The organism is Klebsiella sp. CN_Kp066 (genome assembly GCF_040065135.1).
Lineage (GTDB): Bacteria > Pseudomonadota > Gammaproteobacteria > Enterobacterales > Enterobacteriaceae > Klebsiella > Klebsiella oxytoca.
This window is the reverse complement of the sequence record NZ_JBEAIU010000023.1, coordinates 202,337-228,622: the sequence shown is the minus strand read 5'-3', so window position 1 is coordinate 228,622 and position 26,286 is coordinate 202,337. Positions and strand designations below refer to the sequence as shown.

The 26,286-nt window shown below is 56.2% G+C and carries 27 protein-coding genes; 10 read left to right on the top strand and 17 right to left on the bottom strand.

Annotated features, from left to right (window positions below; all coding sequences use genetic code 11):
• Positions 1-52: 52 nt before the first annotated feature.
• On the top strand, positions 53-241 hold the full coding sequence (locus ABLV75_RS04045) for a hypothetical protein (protein WP_004102266.1): 189 nt from the start codon (positions 53-55) through the stop codon (positions 239-241).
• 41 nt (positions 242-282) lie between these two features.
• Here ABLV75_RS04045 and ABLV75_RS04040 read toward each other — a convergent pair whose 3' ends face one another.
• Positions 283-558 carry a VF530 family protein gene (locus ABLV75_RS04040; RefSeq protein ID WP_004102267.1) on the bottom strand — a complete coding sequence of 92 codons (276 nt, stop codon included), beginning with the start codon at positions 556-558 and terminating at the stop codon, positions 283-285.
• A gap of 271 nt (positions 559-829) precedes the next feature.
• Between ABLV75_RS04040 and ABLV75_RS04035 the strand changes: the two genes are divergently transcribed.
• The 4 genes from ABLV75_RS04035 to ABLV75_RS04020 are packed head-to-tail and all read left to right on the top strand — an operon-like array spanning position 830 to position 4,138.
• Positions 830-1,858 (top strand): isopenicillin N synthase family oxygenase, encoded by a 1,029-nt coding sequence (locus tag ABLV75_RS04035; RefSeq protein WP_004102268.1) that lies wholly within the window; start codon positions 830-832, stop codon positions 1,856-1,858.
• A gap of 29 nt (positions 1,859-1,887) precedes the next feature.
• Entirely contained in the window at positions 1,888-2,694 is an 807-nt protein-coding gene (locus tag ABLV75_RS04030) for a MetQ/NlpA family ABC transporter substrate-binding protein (protein ID WP_032704674.1), read from the top strand.
• Entirely contained in the window at positions 2,691-3,482 is a 792-nt protein-coding gene (locus ABLV75_RS04025; protein ID WP_004102270.1) for an ATP-binding cassette domain-containing protein, read from the top strand. The genes ABLV75_RS04030 and ABLV75_RS04025 overlap by 4 nt, the downstream gene beginning before the upstream one ends.
• Positions 3,479-4,138 (top strand): methionine ABC transporter permease, encoded by a 660-nt coding sequence (locus ABLV75_RS04020; RefSeq protein WP_181554191.1) that lies wholly within the window; start codon positions 3,479-3,481, stop codon positions 4,136-4,138. The genes ABLV75_RS04025 and ABLV75_RS04020 overlap by 4 nt, the downstream gene beginning before the upstream one ends.
• A gap of 31 nt (positions 4,139-4,169) precedes the next feature.
• On the opposite strand, the gene ABLV75_RS04015 is transcribed toward ABLV75_RS04020, so the two are convergent.
• The gene (locus ABLV75_RS04015; protein ID WP_004102272.1) at positions 4,170-5,216 is read right to left on the bottom strand and encodes a nitronate monooxygenase; all 1,047 of its coding nucleotides are present in this window, start codon (positions 5,214-5,216) and stop codon (positions 4,170-4,172) included.
• Positions 5,217-5,307: 91 nt separating this feature from the next.
• Between ABLV75_RS04015 and ABLV75_RS04010 the strand changes: the two genes are divergently transcribed.
• A complete protein-coding gene (locus tag ABLV75_RS04010; protein WP_004102273.1) occupies positions 5,308-6,144 on the top strand; it encodes a LysR substrate-binding domain-containing protein in 837 nt (278 codons plus the stop codon).
• On the opposite strand, the gene ABLV75_RS04005 is transcribed toward ABLV75_RS04010, so the two are convergent.
• The 7 genes from ABLV75_RS04005 to ABLV75_RS03975 all read right to left on the bottom strand — a co-directional run bounded on the left by ABLV75_RS04005 (position 6,127) and on the right by ABLV75_RS03975 (position 13,724).
• On the bottom strand, positions 6,127-7,314 hold the full coding sequence (locus ABLV75_RS04005; protein ID WP_004102274.1) for a YbfB/YjiJ family MFS transporter: 1,188 nt from the start codon (positions 7,312-7,314) through the stop codon (positions 6,127-6,129). The two genes, ABLV75_RS04010 and ABLV75_RS04005, sit on opposite strands and share 18 nt — an antisense overlap.
• 208 nt (positions 7,315-7,522) lie before the next feature.
• Positions 7,523-8,143, bottom strand: a complete 621-nt coding sequence (locus ABLV75_RS04000) for a LysE family translocator (protein WP_004102275.1) — start codon at positions 8,141-8,143, stop codon at positions 7,523-7,525.
• 115 nt (positions 8,144-8,258) lie between these two features.
• Positions 8,259-8,780, bottom strand: coding sequence for a hypothetical protein (locus ABLV75_RS03995; RefSeq protein WP_004102276.1), 522 nt, complete (start codon positions 8,778-8,780; stop codon positions 8,259-8,261).
• Between the two features lie 22 nt (positions 8,781-8,802).
• Positions 8,803-9,855: a fimbrial protein gene (locus ABLV75_RS03990; RefSeq protein WP_004102277.1), complete on the bottom strand. Its 1,053-nt coding sequence runs from the start codon at positions 9,853-9,855 to the stop codon at positions 8,803-8,805.
• Between the two features lie 20 nt (positions 9,856-9,875).
• The gene (locus ABLV75_RS03985; protein ID WP_004102278.1) at positions 9,876-12,368 is read right to left on the bottom strand and encodes a fimbria/pilus outer membrane usher protein; all 2,493 of its coding nucleotides are present in this window, start codon (positions 12,366-12,368) and stop codon (positions 9,876-9,878) included.
• A gap of 35 nt (positions 12,369-12,403) precedes the next feature.
• Complete coding sequence (locus tag ABLV75_RS03980; protein ID WP_004102279.1) at positions 12,404-13,117, bottom strand: fimbria/pilus periplasmic chaperone; 714 nt, start codon at positions 13,115-13,117, stop codon at positions 12,404-12,406.
• 55 nt (positions 13,118-13,172) lie between these two features.
• A complete protein-coding gene (locus tag ABLV75_RS03975; protein ID WP_004102280.1) occupies positions 13,173-13,724 on the bottom strand; it encodes a fimbrial protein in 552 nt (183 codons plus the stop codon).
• 715 nt (positions 13,725-14,439) lie between these two features.
• On the opposite strand from ABLV75_RS03975, the gene ABLV75_RS03970 reads away from it, so the two are divergent.
• Positions 14,440-14,829, top strand: a complete 390-nt coding sequence (locus ABLV75_RS03970; protein WP_004102281.1) for a VOC family protein — start codon at positions 14,440-14,442, stop codon at positions 14,827-14,829.
• A 3-nt stretch (positions 14,830-14,832) separates the two neighbouring features.
• Here the strand turns inward: ABLV75_RS03970 and ABLV75_RS03965 are convergent, their stop codons facing one another.
• Positions 14,833-15,051, bottom strand: coding sequence for a hypothetical protein (locus ABLV75_RS03965; RefSeq protein WP_004102282.1), 219 nt, complete (start codon positions 15,049-15,051; stop codon positions 14,833-14,835).
• Positions 15,052-15,108: 57 nt separating this feature from the next.
• The gene (locus tag ABLV75_RS03960; protein ID WP_004102284.1) at positions 15,109-15,555 is read right to left on the bottom strand and encodes a glyoxalase/bleomycin resistance/dioxygenase family protein; all 447 of its coding nucleotides are present in this window, start codon (positions 15,553-15,555) and stop codon (positions 15,109-15,111) included.
• Positions 15,556-15,750: 195 nt separating this feature from the next.
• Here ABLV75_RS03960 and ABLV75_RS03955 point away from each other — a divergent pair, with 195 nt between their 5' ends.
• Both ABLV75_RS03955 and ABLV75_RS03950 read left to right on the top strand, forming a co-directional pair.
• Complete coding sequence (locus tag ABLV75_RS03955) at positions 15,751-16,941, top strand: MFS transporter (RefSeq protein WP_004102286.1); 1,191 nt, start codon at positions 15,751-15,753, stop codon at positions 16,939-16,941.
• A 193-nt stretch (positions 16,942-17,134) separates the two neighbouring features.
• Complete coding sequence (locus tag ABLV75_RS03950; RefSeq protein WP_026055937.1) at positions 17,135-17,425, top strand: hypothetical protein; 291 nt, start codon at positions 17,135-17,137, stop codon at positions 17,423-17,425.
• A 35-nt stretch (positions 17,426-17,460) separates the two neighbouring features.
• On the opposite strand, the gene ABLV75_RS03945 is transcribed toward ABLV75_RS03950, so the two are convergent.
• From ABLV75_RS03945 to ABLV75_RS03920, 6 genes are all read right to left on the bottom strand, one after another.
• A complete protein-coding gene (locus tag ABLV75_RS03945; protein ID WP_004102289.1) occupies positions 17,461-20,574 on the bottom strand; it encodes an efflux RND transporter permease subunit in 3,114 nt (1,037 codons plus the stop codon).
• A complete protein-coding gene (locus ABLV75_RS03940) occupies positions 20,571-22,040 on the bottom strand; it encodes an efflux RND transporter periplasmic adaptor subunit (RefSeq protein WP_004102291.1) in 1,470 nt (489 codons plus the stop codon). The genes ABLV75_RS03945 and ABLV75_RS03940 overlap by 4 nt, the downstream gene beginning before the upstream one ends.
• Positions 22,040-23,287 (bottom strand): TolC family protein, encoded by a 1,248-nt coding sequence (locus tag ABLV75_RS03935; RefSeq protein ID WP_004102293.1) that lies wholly within the window; start codon positions 23,285-23,287, stop codon positions 22,040-22,042. Before ABLV75_RS03935 ends, ABLV75_RS03940 begins: the two co-directional genes overlap by 1 nt.
• Positions 23,288-23,300: 13 nt before the next feature.
• Positions 23,301-23,669, bottom strand: a complete 369-nt coding sequence (locus tag ABLV75_RS03930; RefSeq protein WP_004102295.1) for a copper-binding protein — start codon at positions 23,667-23,669, stop codon at positions 23,301-23,303.
• Between the two features lie 73 nt (positions 23,670-23,742).
• On the bottom strand, positions 23,743-24,162 hold the full coding sequence (locus tag ABLV75_RS03925; protein ID WP_004102297.1) for a hypothetical protein: 420 nt from the start codon (positions 24,160-24,162) through the stop codon (positions 23,743-23,745).
• Positions 24,163-24,396: 234 nt separating this feature from the next.
• A complete protein-coding gene (locus ABLV75_RS03920; RefSeq protein WP_016808762.1) occupies positions 24,397-25,203 on the bottom strand; it encodes an MBL fold metallo-hydrolase in 807 nt (268 codons plus the stop codon).
• Positions 25,204-25,386: 183 nt separating this feature from the next.
• Here ABLV75_RS03920 and tam point away from each other — a divergent pair, with 183 nt between their 5' ends.
• Positions 25,387-26,139 carry a trans-aconitate 2-methyltransferase gene (tam, locus tag ABLV75_RS03915; RefSeq protein ID WP_004102301.1) on the top strand — a complete coding sequence of 251 codons (753 nt, stop codon included), beginning with the start codon at positions 25,387-25,389 and terminating at the stop codon, positions 26,137-26,139.
• Positions 26,140-26,286 lie beyond the last annotated feature (147 nt).

The following is a 26,286-nucleotide window of genomic DNA, read 5'->3' as shown; positions in this document are numbered from 1 at the left end:
CCGCCGGAAAACACAGGCGACAGCGACAACACGATGAAATGAGGAACAAAATATGAAAAATATCGGCGTAGTCACCGCACTGCTGTTAGCCGCTACCCTTTCGTCCGGCGCGATGGCCGCAAAGAATAGCTTTGCGCGCCCGGAGGCAGGTTCAAATATCGATACGTCTGTGCAGCAGAATCATATTGATGTCAGCCATGCCTTTGATAAAGAGAGCCTGACCGCAGGCAATCTTCAGTAAAACACTGCACAGGGCGCGCGCGGAATTATCCGCTGCGCGCCTTACTTTTTCTGCCAGTGTGCCCACGGATTATCCGCCGGCGCTTCCGCTTTTGCCGTATCGGTATCGGACAGCGAATCGATATACAGCGCTTCCACTTCTTTGCGCGCCCACGGCGTACGGCGTAAAAACTTCAGACTCGATTTAATGCTCGGATCGCTTTTAAAGCAGTTAATGTTGATGCGTTTCGCCAGTTCGGCCCAGCCATATTGCGCGACCAGCGCGTTTAACAGCGCCTCCAGCGTGATGCCGTGCAGAGGATCGTTTGGATGCTGCATTGCGTCTTGTTACCTGATTTAAAAATTTTGCTCACCATACTGTCTCCCGACGCTATACGCAACCTGCCTTATCGCCCCTTATCCAGAATTCGCAAAAGCACAGAACCCTCCGCGGTCATAAATTAGAAAAGAACGTTATTGGTTGAATATTTTCGCTTAAGGCAAGCTGGCCTCAACCACCCGACTGAGGAATCGATCATGCGCTGTTGTTGTCCCCGAACCCTGAACCTGAATCGCCGAAAACACCTGAATACCGCCTTCGGAGAAGACAATGAACGCGACAACCTTACCGATACTGGATCTTGCCCGCTACGCGGACCCCGCTGAAAAAGCGGCGTTTCTCGCCGACCTGCGCCACGCCGCCCGCGATATCGGCTTCTTTTATCTGATCAACCACGGCGTTGATGAGTCGCTGCAGCAGGCCGTGCAGCAGCAATCCCGCGCCTTTTTTGCCCTGCCCGACGCTCAAAAGCAGAGGGTGGCAATGATTCACTCTCCGCATTTTCGCGGCTACAACCGCGCCGCTTCTGAATTAACCCGCGGTCAACCCGACTGGCGCGAGCAGTTCGATATCGGCGCCGAGCGCCCGGCCCTGCAGCTTAGCGAACGCGCTCCGCGCTGGCAGCGACTGCAGGGGCCGAATCTCTGGCCAGAGGCGTTGCCCTCGCTCAAACCCACATTACTGACCTGGCAACGGGAAATGACCCAGGTTGGGATCGCCCTGCTGCGCGCCTTCGCCGAAGCGCTGCGCCTGCCGCAGGATGCCTTCGATGGCCTGTATGGTGATAAGCCCAATGAACATATCAAACTGATCCGCTATCCCGGCCAGCAGGAGACCCAGAGCGCCCAGGGCGTTGGCGCGCATAAGGACTCCGGCTTTCTCAGCTTCCTGCTGCAGGATGAGCAGAAAGGATTGCAGGTCGAAGTCTCTCCTGACCGCTGGATTGACGCGACCCCGCTGGCGGGCAGCTTTGTGGTGAATATCGGCGAGCTGCTGGAGCTGGCGACCAACGGCTATCTGCGGGCAACGGTGCACCGGGTCGTTTCGCCGCCCGCCGACCAGCAGCGGCTGTCGATCGCTTTCTTCCTCGGTGCCCAGCTGGATGCCGTGGTCCCCGTCTACACCCTGCCCGATGAGCTGGCCCGCGAAGCCCTCGGACCGGATAGCGACCCGCAAAACCCGCTGCTGCGCGAGGTGGGCTGGAATTACCTGAAAGGGCGTCTGCGCTCGCATCCTGATGTCGCCGAGCGCTACTACCAGGATGTTTTTCGCGAACGCGCCGAGCAATTGATCGTTTAAACATAACAACAAACACAAGGAATAAGATGATGAAATATGCCGCATTTAAACTGGCAGGGGTTGCACTGTCTCTCTCTCTGGCCTGGACTTCCGCTCAGGCCGCCGCGCTGCGCGTCGCCGCCGACCCGGTGCCGCACTCCGAAATTCTTAACTATATTAAAAAGATCGATCCCAGCCTCGACCTGAAAATCGTCGAACTCACCAGCGGCGTAAACGCCAACGAGCTGTTGGCTAACGGCGACGTCGACGCCAACTACTTCCAGCACGTCCCCTATCTGAAAGATCAGGAAAAAGCGCTGGGCAAAACCTTCGCCGTCGCGGCGACCGTCCATATTGAGCCGCTGGGGATCTATTCGCGCAAGCATAAAGATTTTAAATCGCTGCCCGAGAACGCCACCGTGGCGGTACCGAATAACACCACTAACCTGAGCCGCGCGCTATTCCTGCTGCAAAATCAGGGTTTGATTAAGCTGGCGGCAAAATTCACCGACCCGGCGACCACCCTGGCAACGCCGAAAGATATCGTGGAAAACCCGAAGCACCTGAAAATCCTTGAGATTGAATCACCGCAGATCCCGCGGTCGCTGGATGACGTTGACCTGGCGGTGATAAACGGCAACTACGCGCTGGAAGCCGGGCTGGTACCGGCCAAAGACGCGCTGGGCCTGGAGAGCGCCACCAACAACCCGTACGCTAATATTCTGGTGACAACGCCGGCGCTGGCGAACGATCCGCGCATCAAGGCGCTGGCCAAAGACCTCACCTCGCCGCAGGTCGCTGAATTTATTCGTAAGCAGTATAACGGCTCGGTGATCCCGGTTGCCCCTCAGTCATGATTGAGATTGTCGGGCTGAGTAAAACCTATGCCGGAACAGGCCGACCGGCGCTAAACGATGTCTCTCTGCATGTGCCGGGCGGTGCCGTTTACGGCATCCTTGGCCGCAGCGGTGCGGGCAAAAGTACGCTGATACGCTGCCTGAATTTGCTGGAGCGGCCCACGGCGGGCCGCATTATTGTGAACGGGAATGATATTACCCGGATGGATAAAAGCGCGCTGCGCGAATACCGGCTGCGCACCGGCATGATCTTCCAGCACTTTAATTTACTTCACGCCCGCAGCGTCGCTGACAACGTCGCGGTGCCGCTGGAGATAGCCAAAGTGCCGAAAGCGGCCCGCCAGTCTCGCGTGGCGGAACTGCTGGAGCTGGTCGGGCTGGCGGATAAAGCCGCCGCCTTCCCGTCTCAGCTTTCCGGCGGGCAAAAGCAGCGCGTGGGGATCGCCCGCGCGCTGGCCGCACGGCCGGATGTGCTGCTGTGCGATGAGGCCACCAGCGCCCTTGACCCCGAGACCACGGCCTCAGTGCTCAACCTGCTGGCGGACATCAATCAGAAGCTGAACCTCACCATCGTGCTGATCACCCACGAGCTGGAAGTGGTGAAAACCCTCTGCGACCACGCGGCGCTGCTGGAGCACGGTGAGATTATTGAAAGCGGCAGAATTGCCGATTTGCTGGTGGCGCCATGGTCGCGGCTAAGGCAGTCGCTGCTGCACGACCCGCAGGCGGAGCGGGACTTCCTCGCTCGCCACGGTTTACACGGGAGGCCCTTATGCGGAGTAGCATGAGTTGGGAAGATCTCTGGCCGCTGTTGCTTCAGGGCACGCTGGATACCGTTTATATGGTTAGCCTGGCAGCGCTGTTTACCGTGCTGCTCGGGCTGCCAACCGGCGTGCTGCTGTTTATTTCACGCCGCAACGGGCTGGCGCCGATGCCGAAGCTCAACGCCATCCTGGGCGCGATTATCAACTTTGGTCGTTCGCTGCCGTTTATCGTGCTGCTGATCGCGCTGATTCCGTTCACCCGGTTGATTATCGGCACCACCCTCGGCAGTACCGCCGCGGTGGTTCCGGTCACCATTGGCGCCTTTCCGTTCTTTGCGCGGCTGACTGAAAATGCGCTGGATGAAGTGGACTACGGGCGTATCGAGGCGATTTTATCGATGGGCGGCAATATCTGGCACGTCATCTTTAAATCGCTGCTGCCGGAAGCGCTGCCGACCCTGCTGGCAGGCATCACGCTGACCATCGTCATGCTGATCGGCTTCTCTTCGATGGCGGGCGTGATTGGCGGCGGCGGACTGGGCGATCTGGCTATCCGTTACGGCTATCAGCGCTTTAATAACGAGGTGATGGTCGGCACGGTGCTCATTCTGGTCGCGCTGGTACAGGGGGTGCAGATGGCCGGCGACCGTCTGGTTCGCGGCCTCGCCCACCGCCGTTAACGATGAGCGGATGGCCGCGCGCCATCCGCGATTAAAACCCGCTTTCGCTCACCAGCTTTCGTATCAGCTCCGCTGCCGGCAGCTCGCGAATCAGGCTAACGCCCTGTCCGGCCCAGTGGGCGCCGAATTGACGATTTCCCTGCGCTTTTGCCGCCGATGCCAGCGCTTTACCGGCATCATAAGCTACGGGATAAGCCGGAACGAGATGCGGATCGTTTATTTCACGCCAGCCGTTAACCAGACATCTTGCCGGACGTCCGGAGATCGCCGAGGTTAAAACCGTCAGCCCGTCAGGCGCGCCTGTGATGGCTTCACGATAGCCGGCATCCGTGGACGATTCCGGGCAGAGCAGAAACGCCGTTCCCAGCTGCGCGCCGTCTGCGCCCAGGTTCATTACGCAGTTGATTCCTGCGCCGTCCATGATGCCGCCTGCCGCAATAATCGGTAGATCAGTATGCCGTCTCATCGCCTGAATCAGGGTAAAGGTGCTCATCCGTCCGTCTGGCCCCAGGGGGTCAAAGATGCCGCGATGGCCGCCAGCCTCGTAGCCCTGGGCAACCACCATATCGACTCCCTGCGCCTCGGCCAGCAGCGCCTCTGCCACGCTGGTCGCACTCGCCAGGGTAACGATACCCTTATCCCGCAGTCGGCGAAGCGTTTCACGATCCGGCACGCCAAAATGGAAGCTCACCGCCGCCGGGGCAAGATCGAGCAGCAGCTCGGCCATTCGCGGCTGCTGATTAAAACTGAGGTAGATTTCCGCCAGCATCTCCGGCGGATGGCTGGCGAAGCGGGCAAATTCCGGGCGCAGCCGAGCCAGCCACCCAGCTTCACGCTGCCGATCCCTTACCGCTGGTGCGTGGCAAAACAGGTTGACGTTAAACGGACGGCTGGTTAAGCGACGGGTCTGGTTAATCAGCGCCTCAGCCTGCTCTATGGTTGACGACCCCAGCCCCAGCGAGCCGAGCGCGCCGGCGCCGCTGACCGCTGCCGCCAGTTCCGGCGTCGACACGCCAGCCATCGGCGCCTGAATAATGGGATAATCAATAGCAAGCTGCTGCGTCAGCCGGTTTTTCATGGTTTGCCCTGTTAAATTTGTGCATTCTGGCCATTAAAATCTCTTTTAGAGATGATAAGATCAACATTATTTTCAATTTAAGAATAAAAATATGAACCACACCACATTAGAGATTTTTAAAACGGTGGCGGAAGAGCGCAGCGTGACTCGCGCGGCAAAACTGTTGGGACGAGCGCAGTCCAATATCACCACCCGCATTCACCAGTTGGAAGAGGAGCTGGGCGTTGAGCTGTTTGCTCGCGGCAATAAAAGGATGCTTCTGTCCCCCGCCGGCGAGCATTTTTTGGGCTACGCGCTGAGAATCCTCAGCCTGGCCGAGGAGGCCAGACAGGCGCTGCACCCGGCGACGCCGGGCGGTAATCTGCGCATGGGGGCGATGGACGCCACCGCCGCAAGCCGCCTGCCGCAGCTGCTTCCCCGCTTTCATGCTCAGTGCCCGGAGGTCAAACTGACCCTTAAGACCCAGCCAACCCGGCAACTTGCTCAACAAGTCCTGGACGCCGAGCTCGATTGCGCGCTGGTGAGTCTGCCGCAGGGAGCGCCTCCGCCTGACGACCTGGAATTTGTCCCGATCTTTCAAGAACAGTTGATGCTGGTGCTTCAGGCTCACCCGCAACCTTTTCGTTTTGCCGCCTTTGCGGAGGGTTGTACCTACCGGGCGATGGGGGAAGCGTTTCTGGCGCAATCAGAGGAGGCGGAGATCGAGATCCAGGATGTCGGCTCCTACCACGCGATGCTCGCCTGCGTTGCCTCCGGCGGCTATGCCGGCATCGTGCCGCAGAGCGTGCTTGAGACTCTGACGCTGCCCGAAGCCAGCCAGCTGCAACCGGTTGGCCAGGCGATCACCCAGCTTATCTGGCGCAAAGGCTACGCCTCCCCGGCCCTTGAGAAGATGCGCCAGCTCCTTGAATCAGCCTCCGACCTTTGAGGCTCGCCGCGCCCCCGCTGCCACCAGAGCAGCGGCAGCCAGCAGCGCTATAGCCGCCGCGCTGAGCGAAGGATTAAACGACCCGCTGCGGTCATACAGCGCCCCGGCAACCAGCGGGCCGACAATTTGCCCGATGCCGTAGGTTGCGGTCATTGCGGCAATCATATTGAACGAAACCAGATGATTCAGCCGCCGCCCCTGGGACAGCGCGATGGTCACGGTGCCCAAAAAGGTGCACCCCACCAGCAGCGCGCTCAATATGCAAAACGGCAACGTATGGCTCCACGCCGGAAGGATCACGCCAACGGCCTGGATCAGCAAATTAAGGGTAAACGCGCGGCGGTAGCCAAGCCTGATGACCAGCCGATGCCAGAGAAAACAGGAGGGGACGGCGGCAAGACCGAAGATGGCCCAGATCTGCACCGGATCGATAGCGTTCAGCGAACCGCTGAGAAACAGCGGGAGATAGGTGGCGGTAATAATGTAGCCGAAGCCGGCCAGGCCATAAATCAGCAGCAGTTTCCATGCCTCGCGCACCGGCCGCTCGGCCTGCTCATGCTGTGCGGTTGCTGCGGGTTGATAAGCGATAAGGTAGTCTGCGGGGCTCAGCAATAGACGCAGCGCGAGGATAAAAAGCACGCCGGCGCTTAGCGCGCACATCAGCCAGATCTGCTGGCTGGAGAGCGCCAGCGCCTTCCCCAGGGAGATAAATTCCGCCGACAAAAATATGCCCATTCCGACGCCCGAAAAAAGCACCGGCGCACCGTTTGGGTGCTTCATATGCTGGAGCAGCCAGAGTGAGGCGGCAATCAGCGTCACCGCGCTTAATAATCCGGCAATACCGCGAACCGCGATAATCGCCAGCGGAGAAACTAAAACCGCCAGTAAAGCCAGGCACAGTAGCGTCAATAGCGCGGAAAGCAGGCTCAGCCATCTGGCGTCCGTGGGTCTGGCTTTCGCCAGCAGCAGCGCCCCCGCCAGATAACCGGCATAGTTTGCCGAAGCGGCGAGATTACCTTCGCGTAGCGTCAGTACCTGTTCATTAAGCATCAGCGGCAGGATCCCGGTATAGGCAAACCGGCCATAGCCCATACCGACGATCAGTACCACCGATCCGGCCAGCGCCAGCAGAAAGGCCTTCCACTCCGGCCTGAGTTGAAAAACGTTCACCCACTCCCCTCCATTATTATTCTCAAAAAGAGAATAATTTTTAATATTATTCTCTTTTCATTATGATTGCGATTAACCCGACGCGCAAGCAACGCCACGCGAAAGCGCGCGGCCTCCAGGAGAAGAAATTTACGGCAAAGGTCGGTGGATGCTTCGGTGAGCAACGAAATGTGGGAGCGAGAAGCTGGGCATCCCTGCCCGGCAGGATTTAGCGGTGGCTAAAAGCCAGCCTGGCAGCAAACAGCACAAAGAGGCCGCCGGTCGCGCGATCCATCCACCGAATGAACAGCGGCGTTTTTGATAGCCGAGCGGCAGAGCGGCTGGTCACAATCAGCGTTAATGACCAGATTGTGCCGATCGCCACATGAATGGCGACCAGCAGGAACGTCCAGGCGATGGGCGAGTGCCCTGCCGGAATAAACTGCGGCAGGAAAGAGACGTAAAAGATCCCCATTTTCGGATTGAGCACATTCCCCATCATCCCTTTTACAAACCAGTTACTTGCCGGGGCCGCCGCCCTGTCCTGATGAACCAAATGACGACGCGGCTTGAGAATTAACTGAATGCCCAGCCAGCATAAATAGACGGCCCCGCACCATTTGAGCAGGTCATACGCCAGTTCCGATGCCGCCAGCAGCGCCCCAAGACCGAAGGCGACCGCAGCTCCCCAGATAAAACATCCCGTATCAATACCCAACGCCGCCTGAAAGGCTTTTTTTCCGCCTTCAACGGTCGCGGTTCGTAAAATTAGCGCGGTATCCAGGCCTGGGGTAAGGGTGAGCAGCAGGGCAGCAAAAGAGTAAGCAAACAGGGAATCTGCAACGGACATTTTCTCTCTCCGAAAGCGAAGATTCTAGATAAAACATATTCCAGTGGCAAGCGAAGAATCCCCAATCCTGACGTGCTGTTTTTCAACCATGACGGTAGTCATAGATTAATTTTTGCTAATCCGCGCTTACGTTAAAAAAATGGGGTCGGCGCCTGCTCATATAGGTAATCCACCAGAGAAACCAACGCCGATTTGGAATACTCATCTTTTGCGTAAAAGTATAAACTTTTCGCCGCAGATTCTTTTCATTAATGTTAAGTTCATTTGCAGCCATTCGATAATTGCTTGTTTTACATAACATACTGAAAATTCTTCGCTCATCTTCTTTTAAATTATTAAGAAAGTAGCAAAATTCACACCTGTCTTGAGAGCGATACTCTCGATATAAATTAAGTTTCTTAATGATAGTTGCCAGAGAATCCTTAAGGCTAATATGGCGTTTGAGAAACATATTTTCCGCCGGAGGCGAGACGCCTACAACGATATATTTGCGGGTTAAATGGCAATAGCATTCTGACTGCAAATGCATTGCTGGCAGATAGATAAAAGATCTACCGCGATAATATTTATCAAGTTCTCGCTCCAAAGCTTTAAGGCCGTTCAGCACCAGCGGACTCACTTCCCTTTCTTGCTGCATAATACTTTCCTGAAAAATGCTTTTATTTATACTGAACGGTATACAGAAGTTTACTGTTCGCCTGCCCGGCACTAACATTGCTATCAGTCTGGATATAACGAGCATAGAGCGGAATGTTAATCGTATTGGCTCCGGCTTTATTTTCCCCAGTCCATGCCAGAGAGGACCATGCCTGTTCCGACCGGGTACGGGATATCTGTACGCCAAGACCGGTGGCGCCACCGCTGTCCAGCGCCATGATGCCTCGCGAGCTGTCAACAAAACCATTAACGGACTCCAGAGATACGGAATAATAATTATCAGGTCTGGTGGTCGTAGTGATATTGCCCGTTATATAAGAATCCGCAACATTGTTGTAAGCATTGCGAAAAGTCGCATCACAGGTCAGTACAATACTGGCATCCACCCACGGCGTCGTTGAGTTACCAGTGAAATCGCCGGTGGTATATTCTCCCAACCAAATATCTTTATCCTGAGCACTACAGCTGGGGACAACATAACTTACGGTGCCTCTGAAAGCCATTTTAGTAATTTGCACCGCGCCGCTGTTGAATGCACCGCTGCTGGATTCAGTTGCGTAGAAACTCACCACCGGGAGCGTCGAGGCATCTAAGACGCCGCTAATCGTAGAGTTATTTAACTTAATTAGGTTCATGTTCACTTCAGGCACCAGGACAATACCTGGGCCCGTTGAGCCTACCTCCATGCCGCTTGAATTACTACGAGTATAATATACCCCCAGGCCGTTAATATTAGTTTTATACACCGGCGAACCATTAACAAATACGCCGGTAGTACCGGAGGTATTTTCTATTTTATGGACCCAGTAAATCGTGCCCGTAGCGCAACGTACCGCTGCGGCATCAAAATATTTCCGCACACTCAATAAAACATTATTGTTATGGACATTAGGAGAGATCCGATTAATTGGCAACGAATACGTTTGCAGCGCAGCAGGTGCTGGCGTACTGGTTATAGTGCAGGCCGCTTGAGCATTGGGGGTGACAAAAAATAAGACGACCAGCCCCGAGAACACCCCAGCCGGGAGGCTATTTTTTTTGATAATTTTGCACATAATCACTTATTCCCTTTAGGCTATTCACAACGTAGAGAGAGCTGTTCCAGTGTCGCCGCTTGTCCGTTGCTCAGAACATAAGCCAGGCGGCAAGATTGTTCGCCAGCACGAACCGTTAACACCCCGCGGACTTGCTCGACCCGCGCGTAGATTTGCCCGCCCTGACCTACATAACCCACCGTACGTCCCGAAGCGTCATGAACTTCCGTTCCGAAAGGCAGTGGATGGGCGGCACCTGTCACGGTAATTAATAGCGGATATCCCTGACGGGCCTGATAGCTGATCTTCACTACCGCGCCATCACGCGGGGCAACTCTTTGCGATGTGTTATCCAGCTCTACGCCCCGAGTTGTTCCTTTCGGGTCAAGATGGATATCGTTCAGCTGATACGGACTGAGATACGGCACCGCTGCATAGCCCCATTTGTCAACCTGGATACCGCTATAGCCATTGACGCCAGCGCCCTCAGCGCCTTTAGCCTCTACCAGTGCGAAGGTGTCTCCCTGAAAGGGGCTCAGCGTCAGACCGCCGCTGTGGCCTATCACGGTCCCGCTTACGCCGCCCGAAACGCTGCGGTAATGTCGACCGCTGCCGAACGCCGCATTCAGCGAAGCGAAATTCGCCAGGTACTGCGCGCTCGCCGCCGCGCTGCTGCCGTTACCCTGACTGCTCGTCGTGCCAGACAGGCCGTAGCTGAAGCGGCTATCTTCGCCAAAAGAGCCATTTATACCGGTTCGCAGACTCTGCTCACCGTGACGAGTATGGTCATAGCTAAGGCGCCCCGTTACGGCCTGTCGGCTACTGCCTGGCGTGAAACTGAGATTCACGGAAAGCGTGTCCTGGGAACGTCCGTAGGCGCTCCAGCTGCGTCCGGCGTTAACCCCGTAGCTGAATCGGCCATAATTGTTGCTGTAGCCAAACTGATACTGCTTGTCTACACCTTTGGCGTTCCAGTAGTTCTGCACCGATGAACTCAGGTAAAACTGCCCCCACCCACCCGGCAATCCCTGGCTTGCCGTAAGCGTATAGCGGCTTTTATTACGCCGTATACTATCGGCATGATTCCCCTGGAAAATCGCTTCACGCGTCTGCATGGCGGTCAAATAGTCCATATATCCGCTGGTCGAAAACCGGTAGGCGGCCAGGGAAAAATGACTGGCCGTTTCGGTGATATTTTTGCTATAGCTGAGCCGGTAGCTCTCGCCACTGCGTATTTCGTCATCCTGGCCCCGCTTACCCAATTCCGTACGAGCGAGGGTGGCATCTGCGCTCACTGCACCTATGGGGGTCGCAATGCCGATACCGCCCTGACCCGCCCGGTAACGCTCGCTGGCCTGCATTCCGCCGTAAACCGTTAGCCAGTTGGTCACGCCCTGCTGCCAGGTCATCTGCCAGAGTGAAGGGTCGGCGGGCAACGAACGATAGTTCAGTTCACCTATTGAGAGTTCATAACGGGACTGGCCCGGACGTAATAGCTGCGTAACGGAAGCGAATGGCACCTGAAAATGCTGTTTGCTGCCGTCAGCTTCGTAAACGGTGACGTCAAGATCCCCGCCATAGCCGGTAGGATAAAGATCATCAATGACAAACGCCCCCGGACTGACGGTTGTTTCATAAATCAGGTTACCGCTTTGGCGGACAGCAATCCGAGCGCTCGTACGGGCAATGCCGCGAATTTCCGGCGCGTAGCCGCGACGGGAGAGCGGCTCCATGCGCTCATCGCTCTCCAGCTTTAGTCCGCTTAGAGGCAGCGTGTCAAAAAGCTGCCCCGAGGTGTTGATCTGGCCGACAGAAATCCGGCCCTTTAAAGCAGGGAGATCCCGCTGAATATAGGTATTCTGTGTTTGATAATGGCCGCCAGCGTGATTATCCCGGCTCCAGTTGCCGTTATGGCGCAGGTACCAGCTACCAATATTGATGCCGCCGTTGAGACTGGCATAAAGGCTGTCATGGTTATAGCCGTTGTTCTCACTGCTATATGCGCTAAGGTTGTAGCCCAATAGCGCGGCGGGAATACCGCTATCCCACAATGCGGGCGGTACCGCGTCGCGCGCGCTGCGCTGTTCCCAGACCTGCGGCACCTGAATATTGAGCGTTTGCGCATTACTGTCACTCATCACCGTCGCCCCAGGAATCAGCGCCGTCAGGTCTGTACAGACATCAGCACCGCTGTCCCAGGCGCTATCGGGCAGCATCTCGTGGCGAAGCGGAAGCTGCGTAATCAGCTCAGGCGTCAGGCAGGGCGTGGTACCATGTCCTTCTGCGACGTAACGGACATCCTGATTCACTACCGGCTTTTCGTTAAACCATATCCGCAGCCGATGCGTTCCCTCAGACAGGCTCGCGCCATGGCTAAAACGCGATAAATCCGGCGCTGGACCGGTGCCCAGTCTCAGGAATGAAGGATCAAAATGAATCTCAGCGTTTTCTTTAGCCCTGACGTTTAGCGCAAGGGCAGATAATACGGAAACGGACAGCAGCGCCGCTTTACCGGGGAGTGCGATTCCCTGCATGATGACTTCTCCAGGACAGACAGATAGCGAGTGGACTACTTAACGGTAAAATTCTGCGAACGAATGGCGCCGTAATCATCAATCCATTCAGCCTGTACCTGGCTTCCTCGTGAGGCCTTCACGTGGGGAAAAATACGATCGCTGAACGGGTCCACCATATCCACATCCGCAGTTTTTCCTGCCACGGTGAGGGTGGCGAGGGAAATAAAATAGGGCGTTGGATTGATGGCTTTCAGCCCCTGTTCCGTGGCGGCCCAGCTCAGCGCCTGCGGCGCTCTCGCTGCGCCCTCTTTCAGCGAAGCGGGACGCCAGAAGAATTTAATTCGTGAACGCACCGCCAGCTGCAGATAGTTTTCATTTTTGATCTCGCTACCGGGGCGCCCGGGGATTTCCAGCACGTTGAGCCAGTACAGGGATTCACGATCCTGCGGCAGCGCTGAGGTTGTCAGGCTGCTAATGCGCAAGGCCTGGGCCTTGCCAGAGTCAAGACGATTGATCGGCGGCGTCAGAATAAAGGGGGTGGTGATAGTATCAGGTGTAGCCTCACTATCGCCGGTATCCAGCCAGCTTTGCACCAATACCGGACGCTGCCCATTATTACTAACCTGAACGGTAATTTCTTTTTCATCGCCGGGATAGATAACCCGTGTACCATTAATTACCACGCCAGCCTGAACCGGAAAAGTACACAGCGCACTCATCAGACAACTCAGCGCAGCAGGCAAGAAAATAGTTTTCCTTACATCCATGTGATGTCTCCAGAAATTAATTGGGAAGAGAAAGTGTTCTCTCCCCGCAGAAGCATTACTTATAGATGAGGCTATAGGTCACCTGGGAAGCGACAGTACCGGCTACGACGGCGCCTTCAGCGTAATACTCAACATAGTACGGAAGTGAAGCTGTACCGGAAGATATATCAACATAACCAATAGCTGCGGAATCAAATTGTGCAGCATCGCCAACATTAATAACGCTATTGTTCTGACCATCGCGTAATTGTAGAGAAACATTCTCTGCACCGGACGTCTCTGTATTTATCAGACGTCCGGTCGCGTTATTTACTGTATTACCACCTTCAAAGAAGGCTTTCGCCTGAGTTAATGCACCGGTACAACCGCTCAATTCAAGACTGAAACGAGTTTTACCATTTGTTTTAGTCGCGCCATCAAGTGTATTCGCGCTGACGGTTGGCAGCACTACGGCCGCGTTTGCGCCTGCACCACCGATGTTGACATCACAGGTGGCACCGGTAATCAGGCCGCTGAAACTCACGGTACCGGTCTCAGCCGCCATAACACTGCCAGACATTAATGCAGAAGAAATTGCAGCGGAAAGAATTACGCGTTTAATGTTCATAAATAAACTCCATTTATTAATAATGTGGGGTATTAATAGGGCAGCAAGCCCACACAACACTTTCAGGACATCTCCCGAGGAAATATAAAATATTTATATATCTCACCATGACCGACGGGGTAAATGTACGGTGTTAACTTACACACCATACAAATTTCAAAAAAAAGTTTAATTTCATCTTCTAATGAAATATCGCGGTAAATAATTTTTTTAGCGCAAATGAGATTAACTAATTATTTGTACTGCCGGTGAAATACGTGCAAAACGATACCTACATCGAAACCAACGATCAATACAAAATATTTAATTGCTATCGCTTATCAATAAATATTAAATCGATCGCTGAAACCGATCCATTCAGCAACAGCAGCGATATATCCATATGATTTACATGGATATGCTTTTTTTATTTTTTTCAAAAGCGCCCTTGCTTATCTTTCGAAATATCGCGTCGCATGAGAAAAATCCTAGAAAACGCCAGACCCTCGTTTAAGATGTGTTTAAGTTAAGGACAAAAAATGCCGCAATTATTTAATTAGCCACAATAATAATTAGCACACTTTTTATATTGGCTATCCTAATTGGCACCATAAGAGCCATCAAATGGCTGGCCGTCTGAGGGATGACGTTTATGCAAAAGAAAGCTCTCCACGACAAACGATCGGCGTAAAAACGGATACAGTCACCCGACCACCTTTTATTAATACAGGTTCTTATGACTTTTAACGCTATGCGCATCGCCCGGCCGGTCACCGACCTTTCTTTGAGCAGCAGCATGTACTGCACGGGCCTTGGGCTGGAGCAGATCGCGCAGTTTGCCGATCACGCTGGCTTCAGCGGTGTCATGATCGGACGCGGCGATCTCGGCTGGCATCTTGAGTTCACCCTCTGCCACCATCACCCGGTGAAGCCCTCCCCGAGCGAGGAAGATTTGCTGGTGCTCTATTATCCACACACCGCCGAATGGCAGGAACGGTGCGAGAGAATGCTGACCGCCGGCTTTACACCGGTCAGCGCGTTTAATCCGTACTGGAATGTGCACGGCAAAACCTTTGTCGACCGCGACGGTTACCGGGTGGTGCTGCAAAACAGAAGCTGGCGGTAGCCGCTACTCCATCAGCCGGACGTCAGGATGGCGCGGGCTTGCGGCTTCATGAAAAATATCGCCCAGCCAGCCGGGAATTTCCGCTTCCGTGAGGTTATCAGGGATGATGACCCCATGCAGCGGCGAATATTTCCGTTCGTTGAGATCGACGCGGAAGAGCAACCATCGCCCGTCCCGACGCTGGACGCCAATGTGGCGTCCGAATACGTCATAAATCAACATTCCATCACCCTGCTGGTCGCCGAAGTTGATGGGCGGCTAATACATTCCATTTGGCTTTCATGCTTTGCCCTCGCGCAGCCACGGGGTTACGGTAATCCCTGCCAGCAGCCCTTCCGGGCTCAGCAACCGCGTGACGGTCTGTCCCCAGGGCTCCACGCGATTATCCACCAGCAGACGATAGCCTCTGGCCTTCAGCGCGTCGGTGGCGGTATCGATATCGCGCACTTCAAACTCCACCCACGCCTGCGGCACCGGCAGATAGTCCGGCCAGAGATCCGAGTCAAAACAGGAGCGCGCCGCCTGAGCCAGCGGCCACAGCGCAAAATGTTTTACCCCATCGAGGGCATGCTGTTCGGTCAGCAAATACTCTTCATTGCCGGGCATCGGTTTGAGCGGCAGGCCCAGCGCCGCCACATAAAATTCCCTGCTGGCTGGCGTTGATTGGGTGATCGGTCCAAAGCCCGCGACAAAAAGAACATCCATACCGTCTAAATCGTATTCCATACCCTCTCCTGTCAATATCCATGATGCGTTAACAAATTTTATACTCTGCTGCGCACGACTTGCCCAGATTGCTCTTCTCTCATTACTATTTTTAGTGAGTTTGCCTGAATCATTGAAAAAGCGCATGGTCTGCTCGTCGCGCCCGACGACGCTGCGCTATGCTTAGTCTCCCTTTGGTTTCCAGTACTTAGCGTTATGGCCACATCCGTCAGCACCACCCAGCTTAATCTGCGTATTATTTCTATCGTTGTCTTTACCTGTATCTGCTATCTCTCCATCGGTTTGCCGCTCGCCGTGCTGCCCGGCTATATCCATTATCAGCTTGGCTATAGCACCTTTATCGCCGGCGTGGTTATCAGCCTCCAGTACATTTCAACCTTGCTCAGCCGCCCGCATGCGGGCCGCTATACCGATATCTGGGGGCCGAAAAAAGTCGTCAGCCTGGGGATTATTTGCTGTCTGCTCAGCGGGCTCTTCACCCTGCTCGCGGTCTTGCTGCAATCTGCGCCGCCGCTGGCGGTTGCCGCGCTGTTGGTGGGGCGAATTTTCCTCGGCGTCGGGGAAAGCTTCACTGCCACCGGCGCGACCCTGTGGGGGATCAAAACCGTGGGCGCGATCCACACGTCGCGCGTGATCTCCTGGAACGGCGTGGCAACCTACGTGGCGATGGCGGTTGGCGCCCCGCTGGGCGTCATGCTCAACGGCTATTTTGGCATCAGCGGATTTGCCGCCGTTGTGGTGCTGGCTGCGGCGGTTGGCCTGCTCTATGCCCGTACGCGCCAGGACGTCAGCGTGTCGGCGGGAATCCGGGCGCCGTTTCACGTGGTGGTACGCAAAATCTGGCCCTATGGGATGGGGCTGGCGCTGGGTACCGTCGGTTTTGGGGTTATCGCGACCTTTATTACCCTCTACTTTTCGGCTCATGGCTGGCAAGGCGCGGCGTTTACCCTGTCGCTATTCAGCATCGGTTTTATCTGCATTCGCCTGATTTTAGGTAACACCATTACCCGCTACGGCGGCGTGCCGGTATCGTTAATCTGTTTTGCGATCGAATGTCTCGGCCTGCTGATCATCTGGTATGCCTCCTCGGCATGGATAGCGGGTATTGGCGCCTTTCTCACCGGCTCGGGCTTTTCGCTGATCTTCCCGGCGCTTGGCGTGGAAGCGGTAAAACAGGTTGAAGAGCAGAATCAGGGCACCGCGCTGGGCACCTATTCGGCTTTTCTCGATCTGGCGCTGGGATTAACCGGACCGCTAGCCGGCTGGGTGGCAGGCTACTACGAGCTGGAGACTATTTATTTGTTGGCCGCAGCGGTGGTCGCGCTGGCATTTATCCTGGTTTTGCGCATTTACCTGCAACAACGCGCTGCTCTGCCGCGAACCTGAGGAATACTCTTCGCGCGACCCCTGACGCAAATATGGGTAAAAAAATAATCAATATTTGACTGCAATTCGGCTTCCGTGCCACCATCGCCCCGGCGCCCGGCAAGCGGCGCGATGGTGGCACGGGTGAATATCAGAGACCGCATGTTTAAGGTCCATGCCCGGCCGCAACCTGATTCTGGCGGGAATAAAAGACATGCACCAAAGTTTTAATCAGCGCGTTCATTTCTATTACTGCATTCTGGTGGCGCTGAAAATACACGCAAAATCGAAGAAATCGGGCGGTATCCGCGGGAAAAATAATTTCCTGCTCAAGTGGCTACGCAAAGCGCAGGACAACAATATCTTCCACCCGGATATTACCAGTGAGATCGAATGGCTGCGGGGCAAAATCATTCAGGCCGGCTACGATACCGACCTCGAGCCGATGCTGGACTTTGTCTACGCCACCGCCAAACGCGCGTCCGATCTCAAAAACGCCGACTGATTCACGCCCGAGCCGCCTGGCCCGGGCGTTGCACTTTAGGGTTTGTTGCGGTGCGTCAGAAGATAGACCGCCGGGATCACCAGCATCGACAGCAGCGGCGCGGTGATCATCCCGCCGATCATCGGCGCGGCAATACGCTGCATCACTTCTGAACCTGTACCGCCACCCCACATAATCGGCAGCAGCCCGGCCATAATCGTCGCGACGGTCATTACTTTCGGGCGCACGCGCAGCACGGCTCCTTCGTGTATCGCTTCGTTGAGCGTCCGGTCATTAAGCTCACCGCGCCGCTTCGCGAGCGCCTGGTTTAAATAGAGCACCATAATTACCCCGAACTCCGCGGCCACGCCGGCAAGCGCAATAAAGCCAACGGCGGCGGCCACCGACAGGTTATAGCCCAGCAGCCAGAGCAACCAGACGCCGCCGATCAGCGAAAACGGCAACGTGCCCATAATCAACAGCGCATCTTTAACGCGACCGAAGGTGACGTAAAGCAGGATAAAGATAATCATCAGAGTAAACGGCAGCACGATTTTGAGCTTCGCGGTAGCGCGTTCCAGATACTCGTACTGCCCGGACCACGTCAGCGAGATGCCATCCGGCAGCCTGACCTGTTTGCTGACCTCGCGCTGCATTTCATCAACCGCGGATTTCAGATCGCGCCCGCGAATGTCGACGTAGATCCAGTCCGACAGACGGGCGTTTTCGCTTTTTAGCATCGGCGGGCCATCGGTGATAGCAATATCCGCCAGCTCGGCGAGCGTCACCTGCGCCCCGCTGCTGGTTACCACCGGCAGATCGCGCAGCTTCTGCAGCGAGTCGCGCATTTCGCGCGGATAGCGCACGTTTATCGGATAGCGTTCACGCCCCTCGATAGTCTCGCCAATGTTATCGCCGCCCACCACGCTGGCGACGACCGATTGCAGCTCCTTCACCGACACGCCGTAGCGGGCGGCTTTCAGCCGATCGATAGCGATATCGATATAGCGACCGCCGTCAAGGCGCTCCGCCAGCGCCGAGGTCACCCCCGGGACATGACGCACGATGCGCTCAATCTCCTCAGCGGTTTTTTCGATCTCCGCCAGATTGTTGCCGTTCACTTTGATGCCGACCGGGCTTTTAATGCCGGTCGCCAGCATATCCAGGCGATTGCGAATCGGCGGTACCCAGACGTTGGCGATGCCCGGCACTTTTACCGCACTGTCCAGTTCGCCGATCAGCTTATCCATGGTCATACCGGGCCGCCATTCGCTTTTCGGCTTGAACTGAATGGTGGTTTCCAGCATGGTCAGCGGCGCCGGATCGGTGGCGCTCTCCGCCCGACCGGCCTTGCCGAACACGCTTTGTACTTCAGGAATCGTCTTGATCAGACGGTCGGTCTGCTGCAGCAGGCGGGCGGCTTCGCGGCTGGAGATCCCCGGCAGCGTGGATGGCATATACAGCAGGTCGCCCTCGTCGATTTGCGGCAGGAATTCGCTGCCGAGCTGCGCCAGCGGCCATAGCGTGGCGACCAGCAGCAGGCCCGCCGCCGCCAGCGTTGCCTTCGGCCACTGCAAGACCTTATCCAGCAGCGGCTCATAGGCGCGTATCAGCCAGCGGTTGAGCGGATTAGCGGCCTCATCAGGGATTTTGCCGCGAATAAAGTAGCCCATCAGCACCGGAACCAGGGTGATCCCAAGCCCGGCGGCCACCGCCATCGACCAGGTTTTGGTGAAAGCCAACGGCGAGAACATCTTGCCCTCCTGCGCCTCGAGGGTGAATACCGGAATAAACGACAGGGTAATGATCAGCAGGCTGCAAAACAGCGCGGGCCCCACCTCCGATGCCGCATGTAGGGCAATTTGCCAGTAGTCGGCGGAAGACGGCTGGCGCTCAGGATGCTCATACCGCCACTGCTCCAGCACCTTATGCATATTTTCAATCATTACGATTGCCGCATCGACCATGGCTCCGATGGCGATCGCAATTCCGCCAAGCGACATCATATTGGCGCTGACGCCCTGATAGTGCATCACGATAAATGCGCCGAGGATCCCCAGCGGCAGCGTGATCATCGCCACCAGCGCGCTGCGGAAATGGAACAGAAACAGCGAGCAGACCACCGCCACAACGATAAACTCTTCGATAAGCTTGTGGGTCAGGGTTTCGACTGAATTTTTAATCAGCTGCGAACGGTCATAAACCGGCACTATTTCTACCCCTGCGGGCAGGCTTTTTTGCACCTCAGCCAGTTTCGCCTTCACCGCATTAATGGTGGTCAGGGCATTTTTGCCCGAACGCATAATGATGATTCCCCCGGCCACTTCGCCTTCACCGTTGAGCTCGGCGACGCCGCGCCGGATCGCCGGCCCCCGGCGCACGCTGGCAACGTCGGACAGCAGCACCGGCACACCGTCACGCGCAGCGATAACGACCTGCTTAAAGTCGTCGATGGACTTCAGATAGCCGGTGGTGCGCACCATATATTCAGCTTCACCCAGTTCCAGTACCGAGCCGCCGCCCTCCTGGTTGGCGCTCTGAATCGCGCTGATAACCTGTTCGTGGGTAACGTTCAGGGCCCGCAGGCGGTCAGGATTAAGGATCACCTGATACTCTTTGACCATTCCGCCGACGCTGGCGACCTCCGATACGTCCGGCACGGTTTTCAGTTCATATTTCAGGATCCAGTCCTGAATCGCTCGCAAATCCCCGAGGCTATGCTGACCGCTTTTATCGGTAAGCACATATTCAAACACCCAGCCAACGCCGGTAGCATCCGGCCCCAGCGAAGCTTTCGCTTCCGGCGGCAGGCTGCTCTGGATCTGGCTCAGGTACTCCAGCACGCGGGAGCGCGCCCAGTACGGATCGGTGCCATCATCAAACAGTACGTAAACGTAAGCATCGCCGAACATGGAAAAACCGCGCACGGTTTTCGCCCCCGGCACCGACAGCATGGTGGTGGTCAGCGGATAGGTCACCTGATCTTCGACAATTTGCGGCGCTTTTCCCGGATAGCTTACGCGAATAATCACCTGGGTATCGGAGAGATCCGGTAGCGCATCCAGCGGCGCCTGCTGTATCGACCAGACGCCCCAGGCGGCCATAATCAGCGACGCCAGCAGTACCAGCAGACGGTTGCGTAACGACCAGCGGATAACGGCGGCAATCATGGCTGCTCCTTAGCGCCGTTCATCGGCATCATCGAGGTGACTCGCGCTCCATCGTCGGTCAGGACGAAGCTAAACATAACCGACTCGCCGGGGCGCATCTGTCCCTGCTGCTGCGGCGTAATGGCAAAATCCATGATCATCGCCGGCCACTTCAGCGCCGGCACCGGCTGGTGGGCGATGGTCACCGCCCCATCGGTTACAGCTTTGATGACCCCTTGCGTGGTATAGCTTTTTTCCTGCGGATCCTCCCCGGCCATTTGCGGCAGCGCGCTGCGCAGGCTCGCTTCGGAGTCAATCAGGAACTGTCCGGAGGTGACCACCTTCTGGCCCTCTTTGAGGCCGGATTTTATCTCGACCAGACCATTTTGCGTGCGCCCGACGATCGCTTCGACCGGACGAAAATGCCCCTCGCCATCGGCAATTAACACCCGATTGCTGCTACCCGTGGCAATCAATGCCTCTTCAGGGATGGTCAGAACGGCGCGCGCCTGATGCGCCTCGGCCAGCTGAACGTTCAGGTACATACCGGGTTTGAGCTGATGCTGCGGATTGTTCAAAACTACCCGGGCCTTTAAGGTGCGGGTGGTCGCTTCCAGATCGGGAAGTAGCTCGCGCACGGAGCCCTGAAAAACGCTCCCGGGCCAACTGCCGGTGGTCGCCGTCACCCGGCTACCCACGCGCAGCAGGCTGGCCTGGCTTTGCGGATAATCAATCACGACCCATACCGGGTCGAGGCGGGCCAGCTCGAACAGCGGCTGGGCTGGGGTGACCTGCGCGCCGGTGCGCACATCCAGCTTGCTGACATAACCATCGTGCGGCGCGCGTACCGTCATCCGGGTTTGCGGTTTCCCGCTGCGCTCAACGCTGTGGATAATCGCTTCCGGCATAAACTGCAGCTGCAGACGATCGCGAGCGGCGGCGGTCAGCCCGCTGTCGCCCAGCCGCCTCACCGCCAGATACTCCTGCTGCGCCGCCGCCCACTGCGGGATCCACAGTTCGGCCAGCGCCTCGTTCTTTTTCACAAACTGCTGAGAGGCGTTAACGTAGAGTTTCTCAATCAAGCCGTTGGCCAGCGCCGGCACCGTCTCGACGCCGCGTTCGTCCACGGCGACGGTAGCAAAAGCGTTAAGCTCCGGCGCCAGTGGCTGACGGGAAACGCTCGCCGTGCGTACGCCAAGATTTTGCTGCTGGCGGGTGCTAATCTTCACCCCTCCCGCATCATCGTCAGCCTCTTCATCGGCATAACGCGGAACCAGGTCCATATCCATAAACGGCGATTTGCCCGGTTTATCAAAACGGGTACCGGGGGTCATCGGGTCGTACCAGTAGAGCACTTTGCGTCCCGCAGCCGTTTCGGTTCCGCCCGGAGTGACAGTCGAGGCGTTCCGCGATCCCAGCCAGTATCCGCCCGCGGCGGCAAGAGCGACGGCCAGCGCCACAAGGGTAAAAGCAGTTTTCAGCTTCATTATTTAACATCCTGTGGAATAAGGTAGCGAACGGCGGCCCACGCGTCAGCGAGCGCTTTCTCGGCGTTGTTGCTGGCGATTTCCCCGTTCAGCAGGTCGCGACGGGCGGCGAGCAGTTCAGGCAGCGCGGAGCTGCCGCCCCGATACTGGGCATTGACGAGACTCACCTTCTTGCGCAGCAGCGGCAGGACCTCGCTTTGCTGGCGATCGTAAATGGCTTTCGCGGCGTTATACTGCGCGATCAGCTGATACTGCTGCGCCTGATGCTCGCGCATCAATAAGGTCAACCGATCGTTGGCTTCATAGGTTCGGGAGACATCCGCAGCGTGGTCTTTATCCTGACGTTTACCCTGAAAAACCGGCAAATCGACGGTAAACATAACGCCGACCATGTCGTCATAGTCATCTCCGCGTCTGGCGTAATACACCTCAACGCCTACGTCGGGGATCGCCGCCACTTCCGACTGCCCGGATTTTGCTTTAGCCAGATCAGCCTCACGCGCGGCCTGAATCACTTCTGGATGAAGTTTTATCCCCTCAATTAAGGTCGCTTCATCGGCAGGCAGGCGCTCAATGCGCGGCAGCGGGCCGGAAATAACGCGGATATCCTTACCGGTTAGCTGCATCAGACGCGCCTGAGCGATCTGCACATCGCGCCGGGCGTTATCTTGCTCATTTTTCATAGCATTGAGCGCCAGTTCGACGTCGAGCACGCTGCCGGGGGTAGCGCTGGCGCTGCTGACGGCCGCCTTATGCACGCCAATTTGCCGGGAGGTTTCGCTAATCAGCGCCTGTACCGAGCGCAGCGACTTCTGCGCTACCGCCAACGCCAGCCACGCCTGAGCGGTTTCCCGCTGTAGCCTGGCGCGGATAACATCGGCGTTGGCGGCGGTTCGTCGCGCGTCGGCGGTTATCGAGTCGGCTTTGCGCTCGCGCTTGGTGCTGCTGACGTAGTCCTGCATTACGCCAATCCGCTGCATGGTCATGCCCTCGCGGGTCAGGCGGCTGGCGTTACTTCCCCCCAACGGGACGTTTTCAAGACCAAACTTAAGCTTCGGATCGGGAAGCTCCATGGCGGAATCCGCCATATTCTTCAAAGCGTTAACCTGATGATCGTTGGCGGAGAGCTCGGCAGAGTAGCTTTCCGCCGCCGACAGGGCCTCAGAGAGCGTCGTCGCCCAGCCGCTGGTGGACGTCAGCGACAGCAAGAGCGGCAGCCCGCAGGCCGCCTTAGTTAAGATGTGCATAATGACTCCGGAATTATTGCGCGATAATCGAAACGAGCGCGTAGCCGGAGTCGGTCTGGCGGAAGGTGAAATCGACCTGCTGTCCCACCGGCAGCTTTTTATCTTGATGTCCATCGAGCGCAAAGCTCATCGTCATCGCCGGCCAGTTCAGCCCGGGAACCGGAGAATGGGCAATCACCACTGCATCTTCGCGCCAGGCTTTAATCACCCCGCTTGCCGAATAAAGCGCGGCGGTATTCTCGGGCTTATTCATCCCCGGCATTTCCGCCATCGCGGACATATTATGCTGATGCATCGCGCCATCTTCCGCGCTGGCGGAAAATGCGGTGAAAGAAAAGGTCAGAACGCTGGTAAAAAGCAGAAAAATAGAGGTCGAACGCATAATTAATACTCCGAAAAAAGCATAAAGTCGCCCGCAGAACGGGCAGTTCTGATGGATGTTTTTTAACGGAGCTTTATTCTCTGAAACGGCAGAAACGTATTTCAGCCGGCGGACCGGTGACGGGCGGCGTGTGCCAGTCCATACGTTCAGCGCAAATCTCCTGCTGCGGCGAAACCACCAGCAGGGTGGTTTCGGCGGGCAATGCATTCAGCTGTAGAGAGGTGGAGGTATTAGGTTGCGCAGTGTCGGGGTCGCAGTGTTTCTCACAGATGACTTTCTGCCCGACGTTATCCATGCCGGACATGGTCATCATGCCATCAACGATGTGATGAATTTGCACCTGCGGCGTGACCGGCTGCTGCTGGCCGCCGTGGTGCGCCGCGACGGCAAGCTGTAGATTGAGTAGCAACCAACAGGCAATAACAAGCCCGGCGCGGATGCGAAGCCGGCGTCGGGTGGCTTGTTTGAATAATGCCTGTAGTGACTGAATCATAGTAATATTCGCAATAGGACGACCGCTGAATTAAAGCACACCCGCCCAAAGAATTAAACGCTATTACATAATTAAAACCGCGAGTTAAATAGAATGAAGTTTCTCGATAAATATTTACACGTCATCGCAAAATTAACGTTTGACCTTCCCCCAGGGGGAAGGTGTATAGCGCGGCGTCGATGTATTTAATAAATAGCCAAAGTGTTATTTATATGTAATCAGCAGCCGTACACGTCATCCCTGATCCAGTACTAACGTATCGCCGGTCGCCGGGGCACTATCCGCCGATAACCACCAGCGTCCCCACGAACCGGTACAATGGCAGGCCATCACTTTCTCCACCTTCTGCTGGTGCAAAAATTGCTTTATCTGGCGTATTCTCCACGGCGGCGCGCGGCGCAGATGAAGTCCGCCGATGATGGCGTATATCTGCTGGACGCCGGTAACCTTCTGACAGTGGCGAAGGGTATTGATCAAGCCGCGATGTCCGCAGCCGCAAATAATGATTAAGCCTCGCGTCGAGCGGTAAATCAGTACGCCCTCATCGGCAATATAATCCTCCGCTGGGGATAGCCCCGCCAGCACGCCATAAGCTCGCGGCCTGGCAACCGCGATCTCACCTGACCACATCAGCCGCTCGCTGATAGCCAACGGCTGGCGACTGTATTCCATGCGGTGGCGGGAATAGTCGATCTCTCGCGACAGCTTTTTGACCTTTACGCGATGCCCGCCGATCGATAACGCCGAATAGCGCGTTTGCCCGACCTGCGGATGGCAAATAATACGGCTATTGTCCGGCAGCCACGGCACGCCGCCGCAGTGGTCATAATGACCGTGAGAAAGTACCGTGGCGGTCAGGTTAGATAAAGAAACCCCCATGCGCTGCGCATTATGCAAAAAGCTGCCGTCAGGGCCGGTATCAAACAGAACCCGGCAGGTTTCATCCTCAACAACAAGGCTTAGCCCAGGTTTCACCTGCAACAGTTTATCCTTGTCCTTACCAAGCCGGTTCTCAAGTAACATCTTAATGATTAAAGCCATTTCATACCCATTGACCAGAGAATTGCGCGCATACTCTAGCCTGTTGTCTACAGGAGTACCGTGACCCGCCCGGCACATGTAGAAGTGACAACGTCACAATATGACTCAGCCGAACTTGCTGCTTTGCCAGATGCACATTGCCGTCTATGCTGTTGGACGAGTTTCTCGCAACCGGAGCGTACTATGGCAGACTGGAATCCCTCACTCTATTTGCAATTTGGCGCTGAGCGAACGCGGCCTGCCGCCGAGCTTCTTGCGCGCATTGCCCATCATCCCGTGACGCTGGCCGTTGATTTAGGCTGCGGGCCAGGCAACAGCACCGCTCTGCTGCAAGATGCCTGGCCGGACGCGACGATTATCGGCATTGATAATTCCCCGGCAATGCTGGAAGAGGCCTCACAAAGGTTGCCGAACTGTGGGTTCGTTGATGCGGATATTGCCGCTTATCGCCCGGAGCGTCCGGCGGATCTGATATACGCCAATGCTTCGCTGCAATGGCTCCCGGATCATCAGCGGCTGTTCCCTTTTCTGGTGAGCAATCTTGCAGAAAACGGCGTACTGGCGGTGCAGATGCCCGTTAACTGGCAGGAGCCGTCCCATACCCTGATGCGTCAGGTTGCAGAAGAGCTTGGGCACCCGGCCAGCGGACGGCATCCGCTGCCAGAGGTACAGGAGTATTATGATATGCTCACTGCCTGCGGCTGCGAGGTGGATATCTGGCGCACCACCTACTATCACCCGCTGGCATCGCATCAGGCCATTATCGAATGGCTGCAGTCAACGGGCCTGAGACCATTTTTACAGCCACTTGATGAGCCACAGCGCGAAGCGTTTCTCAAGCGCTATCTGGAAGAGTTGAAGCGGCACTATCCGTTACAGTGTAACGGAAAGGTATTGTTATTATTTCCGCGCCTGTTTATCGTCGCGCGCCGTTAGCCCGGCGGCTGAAAGTAAAGGAATAAAGGGAGTCAGAACGAGAATACTACGGCGTCAGGAGCAGGCGCCGTAGGGTCTGATTTACCAGGCAAGGTGATGAACCAGGGAGAGATCCCACGCGGTGGCCAACAGCGAAAGAAACATGAT